This window comes from Nocardioides szechwanensis (assembly GCF_900103935.1).
GTDB lineage: Bacteria > Actinomycetota > Actinomycetes > Propionibacteriales > Nocardioidaceae > Nocardioides > Nocardioides szechwanensis.
In genome coordinates this window covers 157,820-177,432 of sequence record NZ_FNIC01000006.1, presented here as the reverse complement: position 1 = coordinate 177,432, position 19,613 = coordinate 157,820, and the positions used below count along the sequence as shown (strand labels likewise).

16 protein-coding genes are annotated in these 19,613 nt (G+C 72.3%); 12 read left to right on the top strand and 4 right to left on the bottom strand.

The annotated features are described in order from the left end of the window. Window positions 1-95 precede the first annotated feature (95 nt). The 4 genes from BLR90_RS15100 (at window position 96) to BLR90_RS15085 (ending at window position 6,684) form a co-directional block, all read left to right on the top strand. Complete coding sequence (locus tag BLR90_RS15100) at window positions 96-2,444, top strand: bifunctional metallophosphatase/5'-nucleotidase (protein WP_218029396.1); 2,349 nt, start codon at window positions 96-98, stop codon at window positions 2,442-2,444. A 63-nt stretch (window positions 2,445-2,507) separates the two neighbouring features. Next, entirely contained in the window at window positions 2,508-3,008 is a 501-nt protein-coding gene (locus BLR90_RS15095; RefSeq protein WP_091026050.1) for a CinA family protein, read from the top strand. 44 nt (window positions 3,009-3,052) lie between these two features. Further along, window positions 3,053-3,361 (top strand): helix-turn-helix domain-containing protein, encoded by a 309-nt coding sequence (locus tag BLR90_RS15090; protein ID WP_091026049.1) that lies wholly within the window; start codon window positions 3,053-3,055, stop codon window positions 3,359-3,361. Window positions 3,362-3,501: 140 nt separating this feature from the next. Beyond that, entirely contained in the window at window positions 3,502-6,684 is a 3,183-nt protein-coding gene (locus tag BLR90_RS15085; protein ID WP_245715337.1) for a reprolysin-like metallopeptidase, read from the top strand. Here the strand turns inward: BLR90_RS15085 and BLR90_RS15080 are convergent. From BLR90_RS15080 to BLR90_RS15070, 3 genes are read right to left on the bottom strand one after another with little or no spacing between them, the layout of a single operon-like run. Then, window positions 6,674-7,465, bottom strand: coding sequence for a DNA-formamidopyrimidine glycosylase family protein (locus BLR90_RS15080; protein ID WP_091026048.1), 792 nt, complete (start codon window positions 7,463-7,465; stop codon window positions 6,674-6,676). The two genes, BLR90_RS15085 and BLR90_RS15080, sit on opposite strands and share 11 nt — an antisense overlap. Next, a complete protein-coding gene (locus BLR90_RS15075; RefSeq protein ID WP_091026047.1) occupies window positions 7,458-12,017 on the bottom strand; it encodes an ATP-dependent helicase in 4,560 nt (1,519 codons plus the stop codon). Before BLR90_RS15075 ends, BLR90_RS15080 begins: the two co-directional genes overlap by 8 nt. 14 nt (window positions 12,018-12,031) lie before the next feature. Next, window positions 12,032-13,327 (bottom strand): nicotinate phosphoribosyltransferase, encoded by a 1,296-nt coding sequence (locus tag BLR90_RS15070; protein ID WP_091026046.1) that lies wholly within the window; start codon window positions 13,325-13,327, stop codon window positions 12,032-12,034. A gap of 72 nt (window positions 13,328-13,399) precedes the next feature. Here BLR90_RS15070 and BLR90_RS15065 point away from each other — a divergent pair, with 72 nt between their 5' ends. The 8 genes from BLR90_RS15065 to BLR90_RS15030 all read left to right on the top strand — a co-directional run bounded on the left by BLR90_RS15065 (window position 13,400) and on the right by BLR90_RS15030 (window position 18,576). Then, complete coding sequence (locus BLR90_RS15065; protein ID WP_245715336.1) at window positions 13,400-14,338, top strand: ABC transporter ATP-binding protein; 939 nt, start codon at window positions 13,400-13,402, stop codon at window positions 14,336-14,338. Beyond that, window positions 14,338-15,153: an ABC transporter permease gene (locus tag BLR90_RS15060; RefSeq protein ID WP_091026044.1), complete on the top strand. Its 816-nt coding sequence runs from the start codon at window positions 14,338-14,340 to the stop codon at window positions 15,151-15,153. The genes BLR90_RS15065 and BLR90_RS15060 overlap by 1 nt, the downstream gene beginning before the upstream one ends. After that, window positions 15,150-15,956, top strand: a complete 807-nt coding sequence (locus BLR90_RS15055; protein WP_245715335.1) for an ABC transporter permease — start codon at window positions 15,150-15,152, stop codon at window positions 15,954-15,956. The genes BLR90_RS15060 and BLR90_RS15055 overlap by 4 nt, the downstream gene beginning before the upstream one ends. A gap of 18 nt (window positions 15,957-15,974) precedes the next feature. Then, complete coding sequence (locus tag BLR90_RS15050) at window positions 15,975-16,520, top strand: DM13 domain-containing protein (RefSeq protein WP_091026043.1); 546 nt, start codon at window positions 15,975-15,977, stop codon at window positions 16,518-16,520. 19 nt (window positions 16,521-16,539) lie between these two features. Further along, complete coding sequence (locus BLR90_RS15045) at window positions 16,540-17,055, top strand: DinB family protein (protein WP_091026042.1); 516 nt, start codon at window positions 16,540-16,542, stop codon at window positions 17,053-17,055. Then, entirely contained in the window at window positions 17,052-17,246 is a 195-nt protein-coding gene (locus tag BLR90_RS15040) for a DUF3046 domain-containing protein (protein WP_091026041.1), read from the top strand. Before BLR90_RS15045 ends, BLR90_RS15040 begins: the two co-directional genes overlap by 4 nt. Window positions 17,247-17,339: 93 nt before the next feature. Next, entirely contained in the window at window positions 17,340-17,774 is a 435-nt protein-coding gene (locus tag BLR90_RS15035; RefSeq protein ID WP_091026040.1) for a hypothetical protein, read from the top strand. 10 nt (window positions 17,775-17,784) lie between these two features. Further along, complete coding sequence (locus BLR90_RS15030) at window positions 17,785-18,576, top strand: S-methyl-5'-thioadenosine phosphorylase (protein ID WP_091026039.1); 792 nt, start codon at window positions 17,785-17,787, stop codon at window positions 18,574-18,576. 3 nt (window positions 18,577-18,579) lie between these two features. On the opposite strand, the gene BLR90_RS15025 is transcribed toward BLR90_RS15030, so the two are convergent. Continuing rightward, window positions 18,580-19,581, bottom strand: coding sequence for an NAD(P)-dependent alcohol dehydrogenase (locus BLR90_RS15025; RefSeq protein ID WP_091026038.1), 1,002 nt, complete (start codon window positions 19,579-19,581; stop codon window positions 18,580-18,582). Window positions 19,582-19,613: the final 32 nt, after the last annotated feature.

Genomic DNA, 19,613 nt, shown 5'->3' with positions numbered 1-19,613 from the left:
GCGAGTTACGCAACTGCGACCCGCTGGGCAGTCAGGGGCTGTCAGCGGGTCTAGGGTGCTGATCATCACCCCCATCACGTCCGAAAGGTTCCCCTGTGCTCTTCAGCTCCCGGTCGCGAGTCACCTCGCGCCTCCTGACGGCGGGAGTGGGCATCGGCATGCTGGCGACGCCACTCGCGTTCGTCGCCCCCGCCGCTCAAGCCGCAGACCCCGTCAACATCACCATCCTCGGCACCAACGACTTCCACGGTCGTCTCGAGACCAACCTGCCGTCCAACAGCAACGCGGAGGCCGGCGCCGCTGTCCTCGCCGGTGCCGTGAAGCAGATCCGCAACGCCAACGCCAACACGGTGTTCGCTGCCGCCGGTGACCTGATCGGGGCGTCGACGTTCGACTCCTTCATCCAGAACGACATCCCGACCATCGACGCCCTCAACGAGGCCGGGCTCGAGGTGTCGGCCGTCGGCAACCACGAGTTCGACCAGGGGTACGCCGACCTGGCGGGCCGGGTCCAGGACCGCGCCGAGTGGAGGTACCTCGCCGCCAACGTCGAGGAGCCCGGAGGTGCAGACGACCTCGCCGAGACCTGGATCAGGGACTTCGGCCGGGTGGACGTCGGCTTCATCGGCGCCGTCACCGAGGACCTGCCGTCGCTCGTGACCCCCGCAGGCATCGCTGGCCTCACCGTGACCGACGTCGTGGACGCGACCAACGAGGCCGCCGACTCCCTGGAGTCCCGCGGCGCTGACGTGATCGTGCTCCTCGTCCACGAGGGCGCGGCCGGCACCAGCATCGTCGACGCGACCAACGACTCGGCCTTCGGCAAGATCGTCAACGGGGTCGACTCCAACGTGGACGCGATCATCTCCGGCCACACCCACCTCGCCTACAACCACTCGGTCCCGGTTCCTGAGTGGGTGGCCGAGGGACGCGCGGTGACCGAGCGTCCGGTCGTATCGGCGGGCCAGTACGGCTCCAACCTCAACCAGATCAACTTCTCCGTCGACCCGACCACCGGCGAGGTCCTCGCCAAGACCCAGGAGATCGTCGCACTCGAGGACTGCATCGCGGGCTGCTCGGGCAGCGCGCAGACGTGGGAGGCCAACTTCCCGGCCGACCCCGCCACGAAGGCGATCGTGGACGACGCGGTAGCCCAGGCCAACGTCCTCGGATCGGTGCCGCTCGGTGAGATCGAGGAGCCGTTCACCCGCGGCAAGCTGGCCAACGGGACCACCGAGAACCGTGGCGCCGAGTCGACCCTGGGCAACCTGGTCGCAGAGATCCAGCAGTGGGCCACCGAGAGCCCGGAGGCCGGCGGCGCCCAGATCGCGTTCATGAACCCGGGCGGGCTGCGCGCCGACCTGGCCGGCACGCTCACCGGCGACGACCGGATCGTGTCCTACCGCCAGGCGGCCACCGTCCAGTCGTTCGCCAACACCCTGGTCAACATGAGGCTCACGGGTGCCGACATCAAGGAGGTGCTCGAGCAGCAGTGGCAGACCAACCCCGGCGGCACCGCTCCGTCGCGGCCCTTCCTCAAGCTCGGCACGTCCGAGGGCTTCGAGTACACCTACGACCCCAACGCGGCAGAGGGGAGCCGGATCACCTCGATGTCGCTGCACGGACAGGCGATCAACCCCGCCACGGCCTACTCGGTGACGGTCAACTCCTTCCTGGGCACCGGTGGCGACAACTTCCGCGCGTTCAGCAAGGGCACCAACAAGCGCGACACCGGCAAGGTCGACCTGCAGACGATGGTCGACTACCTGGCGGAGTTCGCCAACACCGGCGAGGGCGACGCGCCGCTGCCGGTCGACTTCACCCAGCGCGCGGTCGGCGTCTTGTTCCCGGTCGGTGCGCCTGCGGTGTACGACGCCGGCGACACGGTGGCGTTCGACGTGTCGTCGTGGTCGTTCACGGCCCCGACCGACGTCAAGGACACCGAGGTCGTGGTGTCTCTTGGTGACGCGGAGCTCGGTTCGTTCCCGCTCGACAACGCCGCTCAGGCGGCGCTGCCCGGCTTCGACGAGGTCGGCAAGGCGTCGGTGAGCGTCACCCTGCCGGCGTCGGTCACTCCCGGGCCGGCAGAGCTCGTCCTGACCGGGGCGGCGACCGGCACCAGCGTGTCGGTGCCGATCGTGGTGGCCGGGGAACCGGCCACGGTGAAGCCGACCATGACCGTCAAGGCGCCCGCGCAGGTCAAGCGGTTCAAGGTCGCTACCGTGAAGGCCATCGTGAAGGCGGCCGGTGCACCGGCCACGGGCAAGGTCAAGTTCACCTGGCGCGGCAAGTCCGTGGTCAAGACCCTCGTGGGTGGAGTCGTGAGCGTCAAGCTCGGCGGGCTGACCAAGCTCGGCCCGGTGAAGGTGACCGTGACCTACCTCGGCAACAGCACGACGAGCAGCGTGACCAAGACGGTCACGATCCGCGTCGTCCGTCCGTAGCTCCACCCGAGGGGCCCTCCGGTGACCCGGAGGGCCCCTCGGCCTTTCTCCTAGGATCGGCGCATGGCCGACCGCAACCTCAAGCTCGCCGCGCAGGTCCACGACCTGCTGAAGTCGCGCGGGGCGATGATGGCCACGGCCGAGTCGCTCACCGGTGGTCAGCTCGCGGTGCTCCTCACCACGGCGCCCGGCTCCTCGGAGACCTTCCTCGGGGGAGTCGTCTCCTACGCGACCGACATTAAGACCGACGTCCTCGGCGTACCCCGGTCGATCGTGGAGAGCGACGGCGTCGTGTCCGCGGCCTGCGCCCGCGCCATGGCGGAGGGCGTGCGCCGCCTCACCGGGGCGGCGTACGCCGTCAGCACGACCGGCGTCGCGGGGCCTGATCGCCAGGAGGACAAGCCACCGGGGACGGTCTTCGTCGCGGTGGCCGGCCCGGCCGGGGTGACCGCGCTGTCTCTCGAGCTGAGCGGCGACCGGGCCGCGATCCAGCAACGCACGTGCGCGGAGGCGCTGTCGGCGCTTGTGGAGGTCCTGCGGGAGGAAGAAACCCCTCTCCGGTAGCGTTGGGTTCACCAACCGGCCACAGATCTGGGAAGGGGACCCGCATGGTGCTGTTTCGTCGGCTCCTGGGGGACGTGCTCCGCGCTCGTCGGATGCAGCGCGGCATGACCCTTCGCGAGGTCTCGGCCGAGGCGCGCGTCAGCCTGGGCTACATCTCCGAGATAGAGCGCGGCCAGAAGGAAGCCTCCTCGGAGCTGCTCGCCTCCCTGTGCACCGCGCTCGACGCCCCGCTGTCCGAGGTGCTGCGCGAGGTCTCCTACGCGGTCGCCCTCGAGGAGGCTGCGCTCGTCGCGACCCCGATCTCGGTCAACGCCCACACACGGGTCGGCGAGGTCGTCGCGTCGGCTGCGTGACCGACCCGCTCCCCCTGTCGTGTTCCGGGCCAGATCTCCGGTTTCGGCCCGCGTAACGCCCCTCATCTGGTGTCGTTTGCTCAGTGACGGCATCCGGCCGTCTCCTGGCGCAAGCCGCGCCCTCCCGCGAGGTGGCCCCCGTGTCGACACGTGCTCTCCGTCCTGTGTGCATCGCGATCGTGCTGGCCCTCGCTGCGATGGTCCTCCCAGCGTTCGCCACCGCGTCGCAGGCGGCCCCGGCCTCTGCGGCGTCGGCGGCTGCGCCTCCCGCGGCCGACCGGACCGTGGCCCGGGTCTTCGACCGGCTGCGCGGCTTCCGGCTCGACGCCTCCCGCCCGGTCACGGTGGCTCCGCGTGACTTCTCGGCGTTCCGGCTCGACGTCGCGCGGGCACGCACCGCCCTCGCGCCGGCCCTCGCCGACAACGGCAGCAGCCCCGTGCGGATCGCCGTACCCGCTCCCGACGGGTCCACCCAGGTGTTCGCGGTGGTCGAGGACTCCGTCATGGAGCCGGCCCTGGCCGCGAAGCACCCGGAGATCCGGACCTTCGCCGGCCGCGGCGTCACCGACCCGACCAGCACGATCCGTCTCGACCTCACCCCGCTCGGCTTCCACGCCGCCGTCCGCGGGCCCCTCGGCGCCCGCGCGTGGTACGTCGACCCGGCCTACCGCGGCCGTGGCGTCACCGCGCACCTGAGCTACCGCGGCGCGTCCGTGCCGCGCGCGGCCGAGGCGTTCGTCGAGCGCGACCTGGCCGACACCGAGGCGATCCTGGACTCCGCGCCCGGAGTGGCCGCTGCGGCCGCGGGCGAGGTGGTGCAGCGACGCACCTACCGGCTGGCGTTCGTGACCGAAACGTCCTACGCGGCGTACTTCGGCAGCGCCAACGTGCTGGCCGCCAAGAACACCCTGATCAACCGGGTCAACCAGGTCTACAACGACGACCTCGCGATCCGCTTCGTCCTGATCGCGGGCACCGACCAGCTCAACCTCGACACCCTCGCCCGCGCGACCGGCGCCAACGGGCCCTGCGGCCTCAGCGGCTGCTACGACCCCGCCGACCTGGCCGCGGAGACCGGCGGCTGCAGCAGCGCCCTGCTCACCCGCACCGAGTTCGTCCTCGGCCAGATCGTCGGGGCCGACACCTACGACCTCGGCCACATCGGCCTGGGCATCAACGGCGGCGGCATCGCCGGACTCGGTGTGGTCGGCGGCTCCAGCAAGGCATCGGGGTGCACCGGTCTGCCGTTCCCGAAGGGCGACTTCTACGCGGTCGACTACGTCGCGCACGAGGTCGGTCACCAGATGGGCGGCAACCACACCTTCGACGGCACGCTGGTCAACTGCTCCCTGACCAACCGCAACGGTCCTACCTCTGTCGAGCCCGGCTCGGGAACCTCGGTGATGGCCTACGCCGGCATCTGCGGCCAGGACAACACCCAGCCGCACTCCGACCCCTACTTCTCCCAGCGCAGCATCGACGAGATCACCGAGACCGTCACCGCCGACCCGGTGGACGTCGACGAGGCGCAGACGGTCAGCTTCCGGGGCTTCGACGACGCCGCCGACTCGGTGACCCTGCGCTTCGACGGCCGCACCACGACCATCACCAACGACGCGACCTACAACCTCATCCAGCTCCAGCAGAAGATCAACACACTCACCGGGCTGGTGCCGACGATCGGCGGCTACGACGGGGCGTTGCTCCCCGACGAGGGCGGCTTCCAGCTGTTCTTCGAGCTGCCCGCCCAGGGCGCCGGCGAGGACATCCCGCGGCTGGAGGTCGTCAGCACGACCGGCGGCATGTCGGCCTTCATCGGCGTCCAGCAGCAGGGCGGCCCGAGCGGCAACCAGGGGACCGTGAACGCCGTCACCAACCACGCGCCCACCGTCACCGCGCCCGCCGACAAGACGATCCCGATGCGCACCCCGTTCACGCTCACCGGCGCCGGCAGCGACGTCAACGGCAACCCGCTGACCTACCTGTGGGAGCAGAACGACGTCGGCAGTGAGCTCCAGGGCACGTCGCTGGTCAGCAACACCAAGACCGCCGGGCCGCTGTTCCGGGTGTTCGGCACCTACGCCGACGTGAGCCAGGACGAGTCACTCCAGTCACCCTCGCCCGACCAGAATCGCGCCGGCAGCAGCCCTTCACGCACGTTCCCCGACCTGGAGCAGATCCTCGTCGACAACACCAACGCCGAGACCGGCGCCTGCCCGGAGGCACCGGCCGAACCGGCGCCGGTTCCGCTCGCGACGGTCGACTGCTTCTCCGAGTTCCTGCCCACCGCCGACTACGGCGACCCCCTGCTGGGCTCGGAGCTCAACTTCCGGCTCACCGGCCGGGACGGCTTCCCGACCGGTGGCGGCACGTCGTACGACGACGTCACGCTGACCGTCGACACGTCCGCCGGCCCGTTCCTGGTCACCTCGCGCGCCACCGCAGGCGACCCGGCGACCGCCGGGCTGCCCGAGACGGTCACCTGGGCCGTCAACGGCACCGACGCGGCCGGGCTGGCGCCCAACGTGAAGATCAGCCTGTCGACCGACGGCGGCCGCACCTACCCTCACGTGCTGGCGGCCACCACCGCCAACGACGGCACCGAGGTGGTCACCCTGCCGGCGGTCGGCACCACGCAGGCCCGGCTGAAGATCGAGGCGGTGGGCAACTACTTCTTCGACGTCAACGACGCCAGCTTCACCGTGGTCGACCCGGCTGCCCCCGACACGACGATCACCGGGGGAGTGCAGCCCAACAGCTTCGTCCTGACCAAGGACGCCGACGTCAGCTACACCTCCTCGTCGGCGGGTGCGACGTTCCGCTGTCTGCTCGACGGCGCCGTGGTCGCGTGCGGCGACGCCACGACCACGCTGCGCAACCTGACACCGGGCATGCACCGGTTCTCCGTCGCCGCTCGCGGCAGCAACGGCAAGCTCGATCCCACACCGGCCACCCGGTTGTTCTCGGTGCCGGCATCGGCCCGGGTCCTGGGCCGCACCCGCGACTGGACCGCGGCCAACGACGCCAAGGCCTACCGCGGGTTCGCGCTGACGACCCGCAAGAAGGGCGCCGTGCTCACCTACGACGTACGCCGGGCCGCACGGCTCGCGCTCGTCGTCGGCACCGGTCCCGGCTACGGCCGGGTGCGCGTGTTCTTCGAGGGCAAGCGCGTGGCCCAGCTCTCGCTCGCATCGGGCGCCCGCGGCTTCCAGGTGCTGCTGCCGGTCGAGCGCTTCGCGCGGCCCAAGGACGGGACGCTGCGGATCGTGACCCTGGACGGCAAGCCGGTGCGGATCGAGGGGCTCGGCGTCTTCACCCGGTGAGGGGCTGGCACGACGGGCACCAGTAGGACGCGCGCTCCCTGCCGGTAGGCCCCACCATCGCGACCTCGATCGGCGTGCCGCAGCGCCGGCAGGGCGCCTTGTCGCGCCGGTAGACCCACAGCGGCTCGCGCAGGTCGCCGGTCGTGGTCTGGGTCGCGCGCCGGCTGTTGAGCTCGAGCATCTGCTTGGCCCGTCGTACGACGCGGGGTAGCGCGCCGACCGCGCCGACCGGGGTGCGCGGGTGCACACCACTGACGAAGCAGAGCTCGGCTTGGTACATGTTGCCGATACCGGCCAGGCAGGTCTGGTCGAGCAGGGCCTCGCCGACCGGGCGGTCGGGGTCGGCGCGGAGCCGGCGCAGCGCGTCGTCCTCGTCCCAGTCAGGCCCGAGCAGGTCGGGCCCGAGGTGGCCGACCGCGGTGTGCTCGTCGGCCGTGTCGATCAGCTCGACGATGCCCAGCGAGAAGCCGACCGCGGTCGTGGTGGCGGTCTCGAGCACCACCCGGGCCTGGTGGGCCGGCCTCGACCAGCGTTGCCCCGGGCGGAGGGTGTGCCAGGACCCCTCCATCTTGAGGTGGGTGTGGAGCGTCCACTGCTCGTCGTCGCGCACGATCCGCGTGAGCAGGTGCTTGCCGCGGGAGACGGTCCCGGCGACGGTGGCCCCGGCGAGGTCGGACGTCGCGAGCTGGGGCACCCGGAAGTCGGTGCGGACCAGCGTCTGGCCGGTGAGCGCCCGGTCGAGCTTGCGGGCGGCGCGGAAGACGGTGTCGCCCTCAGGCACCGCGGATCCTCAGGCCGCGCGGGGTCGCGACGAAACCGGCGGAGCTGAGCGCCGCGCGCAGCGGCGTCGAGCCACTGCCCAGCAGGGCGGCCCCGTCGGCCTTCTCGACCGTCAGCCGGCCGAGCGAGCCCCGGCCGACCGCCTCGGCGAGCGACGCGGCGGCTGGGGTCAGGACGTCGGCGTCGTCGCTCCAGGTGAGCAGGGTGCGGCCGCCGCGCTCGACGTAGAGCGTGAGGACGCCGTCGACGAGCACCACGATGGCGCCGGCCTTGCGGCCGGGGCGGTGGCCGCCCTCGCTCTCGGGCCAGCCGAGGGCGGCGCCGTAGGGGTTGGCGGGGTCGGTGGCCGCGAGCGCGACCGCGCTCGGCTTCTGGTCGGGCGCCAGCTCGCTGAACGTGCGCAGCCGGTCGATCGCCCCGGCGGTGCCGAACTGGGCGGCCCCCAGGCCCTCCACGAAGTAGCCGCGGCGGCAGCGGCCGGAGTCCTCGAAGGCGGACAGCACCTTGTAGACGGCGGCGAACCCGCCGGGCACCCGCTCGCTCATGACCGCACCGCGGATCACCACGCCGTGCCGGTCGAGGAGCCGCTCGGCGGTGGCGTGGGCGCGCCGGGTCGGGTCGGTGTCGATCGCCGGCAGCAGCGCCCAGCGTCCGGCGGTCTCGGGCGGCCCGGTGCGGGCCGGCCGCCCCGCTCGGGGAGGCGGACGACGGCTGCGGTGGCTGGGGGTGCCGGAGCGGGTGAGCGCCCGCAGTGGCACGAGCGTGTCGTTGCTGACCCGTCCTGCCCAGACCAGCTCCCAGAGCGCCGCCGACAGGGCGGTGTCGTTGAGGGAGCCGACCGCGTCGGAGAGCTGGCGGAAGAACCACGCGCCGCCCGGCTCGAGGGCGGCGAGGACGGCGTCGTGGAGCTCCGCGACGGTTCCTGAGGAGGCGAGGGACGAGCCGTCTCGAAGGGCGAAGGGGGCCGGCTCGGGGAGGGTCAGCGGCGCGGAGTCGGCGAGGTGCAGCGACACCCAGCCATCGGCGCCCGGCAGCGCGCTGTGACCGGCCCAGACGACCTCACCGGACGCGGTCAGCTCGTCGAGGTAGGCGGGGGAGTAGTCGCGCACCCGGGACCCGAGCACCAGTGGCTCGAGCGCGGAGGCGGGCACCGGACAGCCGGCAAGCTGGTCGACCGCACTCAGGACGCCGTCGACGCCGCGCAGCCCGCGCCCGGACGTGCCGGGGACGACGAGGTGCTGCCAGGCGCCGAGGAAGCGGGCCAACGCCTGGGGCTCGACCGGCTCGACCTCCTTGCGCAGTCGGGCGAGCGAGCGGCGCCGGAGCTTGCGCAGCACCTCGGCCTCGCACCACTCCGAGCCCGAACCCGCGGGCCGGAACTCGCCGTCGAGCACCCGCCCCTGCGCGGCCAGGCGCTGCAGCGTGTGTCGTACGACGGCCGCCCCGAGGCCGAACCTCTCCGCCGCCTGGTCGGTCGTGAAGGGCCCGTGGGTGCGGGCGTAGCGCGAGACCAGGTCGCCGAGCGGGTCCTCGACCGGCTCGGCGAAGGTGTCGGGGGTGCCGGGCGGGACCGGGGTGCCGAGACCGTCGCGCAGGCGGGAGACGTCTTCGACCACGGTCCAGTGAGGGGCGCCGGTGACCCGGACCTCGACCACGCGACGGGTGTCGGTCAACGCGGCGAGCCAGCCGGCCACGTCGGCGCCGTCGACCGTGCGGGCGGTGACCTCGTCGGTCGTCAGCGGGCCGAGCATCCGCAGCAGGTCGACGACGCCCTCGGCGTCGCGCGCCCGGCGGTCGGGGGCGAGCCGCTGGAGCTCGGCCTCGACCTCGGCCAGCACCTCCGGGTCGAGCAGCTCACGCAGCTCGGCGCGCCCGAGCAGCTCGGCGAGCAGCCCCTGGTCGAGCGAGAGCGCGGCCGCGCGCCGCTCGGCGATGGGGGAGTCGCCCTCGTAGACGAACTGGGCGACGTAGCCGAACAGCAGGCTGCGGGCGTAGGGCGACGGGCTCGAGGTCGCGACGTCGACCACCTGCACCTCGCGCCGGTCGACGGACCGCATCAGCGCCAGCAGTGCGGGCAGGTCGTAGACGTCCTGGAGGCACTCGCGCACGGCCTCGAGCACGATCGGGAACGACGGGTATTTCGAGGCCACCTCGAGCAGGGCGGCCGAGCGCTGCCGCTGCTGCCACAGGGGCGAGCGCCGGCCGGGGTCGCGGCGGGGGAGCAGCAGCGCGCGGGCCGCGCACTCGCGGAACCGGGCGGCGAAGAGCGCCGACCCGCCGACCTCCTGGGTGACGAGGTCCTCGATCTCGTCGGCCTCGAAGACGATCACGTCGCCGGTCGGCGGCTCGGCGTCGGTGTCGGGGATGCGGATCACGATGCCGTCGTCGGAGGCGACGGCCTGGCCGTCGACGCCGTAGCGCTCGCGCAGCCGGGCGTTGATCGCCAGCGCCCAGGGCGCGTGCACCGGCACGCCGTAGGGCGAGTGCACGACCAGCCGCCAGTCGCCCAGCTCGTCGCGGAACCGCTCGACCAGCAGCGTGGTGTCGCTGGGCAGGACGTTGGTGGCCTCGAGCTGCTCGTGGAGGTAGGTGACGAGGTTGCCCGCGGCCCACGGGTCGAGCCCGCCGGCCTGCGCGCGGACCTCGGCCTCGTGCCGCGGCATCGCCCCGAGCTCGCGGGTGAACGCACCGATCGCCGCGCCGAGCTCGGCGGGCCGCCCGAGGGTGTCGCCCTTCCAGAACGGCAGCCGCCCGGGGATCCCCGGCGCCGGGGTGACCAGCACCCGGTCGTGGGTGATGTCCTCGATCCGCCAGCTGGTGGCGCCCAGCGCGAAGATGTCGCCGACGCGGGACTCGTAGACCATCTCCTCGTCGAGCTCACCGACCCGCCGCCCCGGCCCCTCGCCGCCGACGAGGAAGACCCCGAAGAGGCCGCGGTCGGGGATGGTGCCGCCGCTGGTGACGGCCAGGCGCTGCGCGCCGGGCCGGCCGGTGAGGGCGCCGGTGACGCGGTCCCAGACGATGCGTGGGCGCAGCTCGGCGAACTCGTCGGAGGGGTAGCGGCCGCTGAGCAGGTCGAGCGTGGCGTCGTAGGCGGAGCGCGGCAGCGCGCTGAACGACGCCGTACGGCGGACCAGGGCGTAGAGCTCGTCGGCGTCCCAGGCGTCGAGCGCGGTGGCGGCGACGACCTGCTGGGCCAGCACGTCGAGCGGGTTGGTGGGGACGCGCAGCGACTCGATGCCACCACTGCGCATGCGCTCGACCGCCACGGCGGTCTGGGCGAGGTCGCCGCGGTGCTTGGGGAACAGGACGCCACGGCTGGTCTCGCCGACCTGGTGGCCGGCGCGGCCCACGCGCTGGAGGGCGCTGGCGACCGAGGGCGGTGACTCGATCTGGATGACCAGGTCGACCGCGCCCATGTCGATGCCGAGCTCGAGGCTGCTGGTGGCGACCACCGCCGGGAGCCGGCCGCGCTTGAGGTCGTCCTCGATCAGGGCACGCTGCTCCTTGGACACGGAGCCGTGGTGGGCCTTGGCGATCACGGTCGACGCGCCGGTCGACGCACCGGACTGGGCCATGATCTCGGCCGGCGGCCGGCCGGGCTCGGCCGGATCGCGGCCCGGGTCGGCGCGGGTGGTGGCGATCTCGTTGAGACGGGCGGTGAGCCGCTCGGCCAGCCGCCGCGAGTTGGCGAACACGATCGTGGAGGAGTGGGCCTCGATCAGGTCGACCACGCTCTCCTCGACGTGGGGCCAGATCGAGGTGTTGCGACCCCCGTCGGTGTCGTTGCCGGCGTCCTCGTCGTACTCACCGCCGGGGGCGGTCATGTCCTCGACGGGTACGACGACCTTGAGGTCCCACAGCTTGTTGGCCGGCGGCGCCACGATGTCGACCGGAGCCGCGCCGCCGAGGAAGCGGGCGACCTCGTCGAGGGGTCGGACGGTGGCCGACAGCCCGACCCGCTGGGCCGGCTTGGCGAGCAGCTCGTCGAGCCGCTCGAGGGAGAGGGCCAGGTGGGCGCCGCGCTTGGTGCCGGCCACCGCGTGGACCTCGTCGATGATCACCGTCTCGACACCGCGCAGGCTCTCGCGCGCCTGGCTCGTGAGCATCAGGAACAGCGACTCGGGCGTGGTGATCATGATGTCGGGCGGCTGGGTGGTCAGCTTGCGGCGGTCGGCCGGGCTGGTGTCGCCGGAGCGGACCCCCACCCGCAGCTCGGGCATCGGCGTGCCGAGCCGGTCGGCGGTGTGGCGGATGCCGGTCAGAGGTGAGCGCAGGTTGCGCTCGACGTCGACCGCGAGCGCCTTCAGCGGCGAGACGTAGAGCACCCGGCAGCGCTTGGTCTTGTCGGGCACCGGCTCGGTGAGCAGCCGGTCGATCGACCACAGGAACGCGCTGAGCGTCTTGCCCGAACCGGTCGGCGCGACCACCAGCGCGTGGCGCCCGGCCCCGATCGCGGTCCACGCCCCCACCTGGGCCGGGGTCGGCTCGGCGAACGCCGCACCGAACCAGGTGCGGGTCGGTTCGCTGAAGCGGGCGAGAGCGTCGGACACTCCCCAATCTTGACCTACGGCACCGACACCCCGGTCGCGACGACGTGCGCGGGGCCGTCGTCGAGGCGGTGCGCCTCCGGTGGCAGGCTCGCCAGGGAGGCCACCGCATGGGCGCGTACGTCGTCCAGCGTGGGGGAGTGCACCACCGCGCCGGCCCGCATGAGTGCCACCTCCACGGTGTCCTCGGTGGTCTCGTCGATGGCGAAGGTCTCCTCGACGAGCAGGCCGGCGTCGTACCGCCGCCGCGTCGCCTTGCGCCCGCCCACCGACAGCTTGTCGGGGGAGCGCTTCGTGACCGGCCGCAGCGGGCCACCGGGCTCGTCGCCGACCGCGACCAGCTTGTAGACCAGGTTGGCGGTCGGGTGACCAGACCCCGTGACGACGCGGGTGCCGACGCCGTAGCCGTCGACCGGCGCTTCGGCGAGCTCAGCGATGAGGTGTTCGTCGAGGTCGCTGGTCACCAGGATCCGGGTCGCGGTGGCGCCGAGCGAGTCGAGCTGGGCCCGGGCCCGGCGGGCCTCGTCGGCCAGGTCTCCGGAGTCGATCCGGACCGCGCCCAGGCCGGGTCCGGCGACCTCGACCGCGGTCCGGATGCCCTCCGCGATGTCGTAGGTGTCGACCAGCAGCGTGGTCCCGACCCCCTGCGCGGCCACCTGGCTGCGGAACGCGGCGGCCTCGGTCGGGTAGGCCAGCGTGAACGCGTGCGCCGCCGTGCCGACCGTCGGCACGCCGTACTGCCGCCCGGCCGCGAGGTTGCTGGTCGACGCGAACCCGGCGACGTACGCCGCGCGCGCGGCCGCCACGGCGGCCTGCTCGTGGGTGCGCCGGCTGCCCATCTCCACCAGCGGTCGCCCCTGGGCGGCGGTGACCATCCGGGCCGCGGCGCTCGCGACCGCGGTGTCGTGGTTGAGCACGCTGAGCACCAGCGTCTCGAGCACCACGCACTCGCCGAGGGTGCCGGTCACGGTCAGGATCGGGCTGTGGGGGAAGTAGACCTCGCCCTCGCGGAAGCCGTCGACGTCGCCGGTGAACCGAAAGTCGCGCAGATAGGCCGCGGTCCGTCCGTCGACGACGCCCTCGGCCTCCAGCCACGCGACCTCGTCGGCGTCGAAGCGGAAGTCGGCGACCAGCTCGATCAGCCGCCCGGTGCCCCCGACCAGGCCGTAGCGCCGACCCACGGGGAGCCGGCGCGCGAACGCCTCGAAGACCGCCGGATGCTCGGCGGTGCCGTCGGCGACCCACGCGGAGAGCATGGTCAGCTCGTAGCGGTCGGTGAGCAGGCCGGCCGAGGTCGTGGGCGAGGAGCGCATGGGTCAGTCGACCACGGTCCGCGCCCTCAATGCTGGGGTGGTTGTCGGCGCGGCCTTATAGGGTCGCGTCCCGTGAGTGAGTCGATGATCCGGGCGGTCGGTCTGCGCAAGTCGTTCGGGGAGTTCGAGGCGGTCAAGGGCATCGACGTCGACGTACGCCGGGGCGAGGCGTTCGGCTTCCTGGGGCCCAACGGCGCCGGCAAGTCCTCGACGATGCGGATGATCGCCGCGGTCTCGCCCGTCAGCGGGGGAGAGCTGAGCATCCTCGGCATGGACCCCGCCGTCGACGGCCCGGCGATCCGTGGCCGGCTCGGCGTGTGCCCCCAGGAGGACACCCTCGACAACGAGCTCAACGTGCGCGACAACCTCTACATCTACGGCCGTTACTTCGGGATCCCCAAGGGCGAGGTCAACGCGCGGGTCGACGAGCTGCTCGAGTTCGTTCAGCTCACCGAGAAGGCGAAGGCCAAGGTCGAGGACCTGTCCGGCGGCATGAAGCGGCGCCTGACGATCGCCCGCAGCCTGGTCAACCGTCCCGACCTGCTGCTGCTCGACGAGCCCACCACCGGTCTCGACCCGCAGGCGCGCCACGTGCTGTGGGACAAGCTGTTCCGGCTCAAGCAGGCCGGCGTCACGCTGGTCATCACCACCCACTACATGGACGAGGCCGAGCAGCTCTGCGACCGGCTCGTGGTCATGGACAAGGGCCTGATCGTGGCCGAGGGCTCCCCGCTGGCGCTGATCCGCGAGCACTCCACGCGCGAGGTCGCCGAGCTTCGCTTCGGCGTCGCCGAGGAGGGCGCGGGCCACGAGGCGCTGGCCGAGAAGGTCGCCGACCTGGGCGAGCGGGTCGAGGTGCTGCCCGACCGGCTCCTGGTCTACAGCGACGACGGCGAGGAGGTCATCGCCAAGACCCACGAGCGCGGGCTCCAGCCGGTCGCCGTGCTGGTCCGCCGCTCCACCCTCGAGGACGTCTTCCTGCGCCTCACCGGCCGGACGCTGGTCGACTGATGAGCCTGGAGCAGCGGGCACGGCTGGTCGGGCTCCCGCTCGGCGAGGGGGTCGGGCGGCAGTTCGACTACTGGATGACGGTCTACAAGCGGACCTGGCAGGGCTCGATCATCAGCTCGTTCGTGTCGCCGTTCTTCTACGTCGTCGCGATGGGGGTGCTGCTGGGTGGCTTCATCGCCGGTGACCCCGCCGAGCTCGAGGGGGCGACCTCCTACCTCGCGTTCGTGGTGCCGGGGCTGATCGCCGCCCACGCCATGCAGACCGGCGTCGGCGAGACGACCTACCCCGTCATGGGGCTGATCAAGTGGAACGCCGTCTACGACTCGATGCTGGCCACGCCGCTCCAGGTGCGCCACGTCGTGGCCGCCCACCTCGGCTTCGTCGGGTTCCGGCTGATGACGACGTGTGCGGTGTTCATGCTGGTGCTGGCGCCGTTCGGGGTGTTCGAGACGTGGTGGGGCCCGCTGCTGGCGTTCGCCTCGCAGGTGCTGGTCGGCATGGCGTTCGCGTGCCTGGTCTACGGCTTCACCACGCGGCTGCGCTCCGAGGAGGGCTTCGGCGTGCTGTTCCGGCTCGGGGTCTTCCCGCTGTTCCTGTTCAGCGGCGCGTTCTTCCCGGTGAGCAACCTCGGGCCGGTCGGCGAGTGGGTCGCCAAGCTCACGCCGCTGTGGCACGGCGTCAACCTGTCCCGGATGTTCTGCATCGACGAGGTCGACTGGTCGACGGCCGCGGTCAACGTCGCGGTGCTGCTGGCCCTGGTCGTCTTCGGCTGGTTCTGGTCGGTCAGCGGTCTCACGAAGAGGTTGGTCAAGTGAGCATCACGACCGGGAGCTTCAGCGACGTCAGCCCGCTCACCTCGCTCCAGGCGCTGCGGCTGCTGGTGCTGCGCAACTACATCGTCTACCGCGCCGCGTGGAAGCTCTTCCTCACCGGCTTCCTCGAGCCCGTCTTCTACCTGCTCTCGATCGGCATCGGCGTCGGTCAGCTGATCGACACCTTCGAGTTCAACGGGCAGGCGATCCCCTACGCCGAGTTCGTCGCGCCCGGCATGCTCGCGGCCTCCGCGTTCAACGGCGCGCTGCTCGACTCGACCTACAACGTCTTCTTCAAGCTCAAGTACGACAAGCTCTACGACCAGATGCTGGCGACCCCGCTGACCACCTCCGACATCGCCCGCGGCGAGATCGTGTGGGGCCAGCTGCGCGGCGGCAGCTACTCCGCGGCGTTCCTCGTCGTGATGGCCGCCATGGGGCTGATCCACTCGTGGTGGGCGTTGCTGGCGCTGCCGGCGGCGCTGCTGATCGGGTTCGCGTTCAGCTCGGTGTGCATGGCCTTGACCACGTTCATGAAGTCGTGGCAGGACTTCGACAAGATCACCCTGGTCCAGCTGCCGCTGTTCCTCTTCTCGGCGACGTTCTTCCCGGTGACGGCCTTCGACGGCTGGGTCCGATGGGTCGTGGAGTGCACGCCGCTCTACCGCGGGGTCGTGCTGTGCCGCGAGCTCACGACCGGGGCACTGTCCTGGGGCTCGGCGGTCTCGGTCGTCTACCTCGTGGTCATGGGCCTGGTCGGGCTGGCCGTCGTACGCCGTCGCTTGGACAAGCTGCTCCTCACCTGAGGCGGCTACCGTGGGTCCATGGCCAAGCCGATCGTCGCAGTCGCGGTGGTGCTCGCCCTCGCCGTGGCCGGCGTCGGGCTCTGGGCCTTCCAGCCCTGGAAGATCTTCACCAGCAGCGAGGTCGACGAGCCGCTGCCCTCGGTGGCGGTCGGCCGCTCCTCGCCCGGCCCGTCGGGCACCCCGACCCCGGGCCAGACGACCCCGCCGGCCGACACCGCGCCCGTGGCGCTCGGCCAGGGCGAGTTCGTGGACGCCGAGCACGACACGTCGGGCCTGGCCCTGGTGCTGGAGCTCTCCGACGGCAGCCGCTTCCTGCGGCTCGAGAACCTCGCCTCCTCCGACGGCCCCGACCTGCACGTCTGGATCACCGACCAGCCCAGCGGCGGTGACTGGGGCTCCTACGACGACGGCGACTACCTCCGCCTCGGCAAGCTCAAGGCCACCCACGGCAACCAGAACTACGAGATCCCCGCCGACGCCGACCTCGCCGGCTTCACGTCGGTGGTCATCTGGTGCGACCGCTTCAACGTCGCGTTCGGCACCGCCCCCATCGCCCTCGGTTGATGGTTGAGAGGATGACGCCATGCTGACCCCCGACACCAAGGACTGGACCTGGGTGCTGACGCGGCCGTGCCCCGAGTGCGGGTTCGTGGCGTCCCAGGCCGAGCGGGCCGGGTTCGGCGAGGCGCTGCGCGCCAACGCGGCGGCGTTCGCCGCCACCCTGCGCGAGCCGAGCGCCACGAGCCGCCCCGCGCCCGACGTGTGGTCGCCGGCGGAGTACGCCTGCCACGTCCGCGACGTGCACACGATCTTCGACGAGCGGGTCCGGTCCATGCGCGACCAGGACGAGCCGACCTTCGCCAACTGGGACCAGGACGAGACCGCCGTCGAGCAGCGCTACGACCTCCAGGACCCGGCTGCCGTCGCTCCGGCGCTGCTCGCGGCCGCCGAGCAGGTCGCCGCGACCTACGACGCCGTGCCCGACGGGGCGTGGGAGCGCCGCGGCTTCCGCAGCAACGGCAGCGAGTTCACCATCGACACGATCGCCCGCTACCACCTGCACGACGTCGTCCACCACCTGTGGGACGTCACCGCGTGAGGCACACCGAGTTCTGGGCACGCCTCGAGGCGGTGCTCGGCACGGCCTACTACCGCTCCTGGGCCGAGACGTTCGTGATGGCCGAGCTGGGTCGTCGTACGGCGACCGAGGCGCTTGACGCCGGCACGCCGCCCAAGCAGGTCTGGGCCGCGGTCTGGTCCGCGTTGGAGCTCCCACCCAGCGAGCGCTGACGCCGCCGACCCGCCGACCCGCCGCCGACGTCCGGAGCGGGCCGCGCCCTATGCTGGACGCTCCTCTCGGGACGCCCCACGATCGGAGCTCCAATGCAGGTCACGCGTCCGCTCGTCACGCTCTCGCTCGCCGTGAGCCTGAGCCTGGGTCTGGCCGGCTGTGGTGGCGACGACCCGAGCGAGAAGCTCATCTCGAAGCGGGACTTCCTCGACCAGGGCAACACGATCTGCGCCGCGGGCAACATGGCAGTCGACGACGTCGGCAACAGCATCGACCAGAACGACCAGGAGCAGCTGCTGACCGCGATCAGCGAGCAGGTGGTCCCGCTGGTCCGCGGCCAGCTCGAGGACCTCCGCGAGCTGGGCTATCCCGAGGGCGACAAGGACACCCTCGAGGCCATCTACGCCGACACTGAGGGAGTCCTCGACACCTGGGAGGACGACCCGGCCCAGGCCCTCGACGACGATCGGATGGCCCCGATCAACGAGCGTCTCGGCGACTACGGGCTGACCCAGTGCGCCGGCTGAGCACCACACCGTGACCGCTCTCGCCGACGTCGCGGTCATCGGCGGCACCGGCTTCTACACGTTCCTCGAGGACCCCACCGACCACGTCGTGGACACGCCGTACGGCGCGCCCTCGGCGCCGGTGTCCGTGGGCACCGTCGCCGGCCGGCGGGTGGCGTTCCTGCCCCGGCACGGGCGCCACCACGAGCTGCCGCCGCACGCGATCAACTACCGCGCCAACCTCTGGGCGCTGCGTTCGCTCGGCGTGCGCCAGGTGCTGGCGCCGTGCGCCGTCGGCGGGCTCAGCCACGACGTCGCGCCCGGCGATGTCGTCGTACCCGACCAGCTCGTCGACCGCACGCACCGCCGGGTCGGGAGCTTCGTCGAGACCGGTGCGGTGCACCTGCCGTTCGCCGACCCCTACTGCCCGGGCGTCTCGGCAGCGGTGGCCGCGGCCGCCCCGGACATCAGGGTCGGGGGGACGATGGTCGTGATCGAGGGCCCGCGGTTCTCGACGCGGGCCGAGTCGCAGCACTACGCCGCACAGGGCTGGTCGCTGATCAACATGACCGGAAGCCCCGAGGCGGCGCTGGCCCGCGAGATGCGGCAGTGCTACGCCGCGATCGCGCTGGTGACCGACATGGACGCGGGTGCCGAGCACGGCGCGGGTGTCGACCAGCGCGAGATCTTCGAGCTGTTCCGGGCCAACCTGGAGCGACTGACCGGCCTGCTCACCACGGCGATCGGGCACCTGCCCGACCCCACCGGGTGCGGCTGCGAGGCATGGGCAGACGGGCTCGAGCTGACCTACCGCATCCCCTGACCCTCACGCTGCGCTGATCGACACCTTGCCGCGCACGTCGCCGGCCTCGAGCCGGCGCATCGCCTCGGCGGCGTCGGCCAGGGGGTAGGTCCGCTCGAGGCTCGGCACCACGCGACCGTCCTCGAGCAGGGGGTTGAGCCGCTCGAGGTCGGCGGCGCGCTCCTTGGAGACGCACATGGTCAGCCGCTGGCCGACGAACGGCGAGAGCAGCAGCGCCCGGAGCTGGCGGTTCATGCCACCGCTGAAGCTGCCGCCCTCCTCGCCACCGACGATCACCGCGGTGCCCTTCGGGGTCAGCGCGCGCCGCAGCCTGGACAGCGACGGGTTGCCCGCGATGTCGAGGACCAGGTCGTAGTGCTCGGTCCCGTCGGCGTAGTCCTCGCTGGCGTAGTCGATCGTGCGCACCGCGCCGAGCGTCCGCACCAGGTCGGCCTTGGCGGCGCTGCACACCCCGGTCACGTCGGCGCCGTACGCCGTGGCGAGCTGGACGGCGTACGAGCCGACGCCGCCGGAGGCGCCGATGACCAGCACCCGCTGCCCGGCCTCGACGCGGCCCGCGTCGGTGAGCGCCTGGAGCGCGGTCCCGGCCGAGATCGGGACCACGGCGGCCTGCTCGAAGGTGAGGTTGGCGGGCTTGTGGGCGAGCTTGTCCTCGCGCGCTACGGCGTACTCGGCGAACGAGCCCGGCGCGACGCCGTAGACCTCGTCGCCCGGGGCGAACCGGGTGACGCCCTCGCCGAGAGCGACCACGGTGCCGGCCGCGTCGCGGCCCGGGACCGGGTTGCGGGGACGACGGAACCCGAACGCGGCGCGGGCGAGGTAGGGCTTGCCGGTCATCAGGTGCCAGGTGCCGCGGTCGAGGCCGGCGGCGTGCACGCGCAGCAGCACCTCACCCTTGCCGGGCCGGGGGACCGCGACCTCGGCGAGGCGGAGCACGCCGGCGTCGCCGTAGCGGTCCTGGACGATCGCGCGCTGGGTGGTGGCGGCGGCGGGGACGGTGGGCATCGGGGTTCCTTCGGATGGGCCGAGCTGAGGTT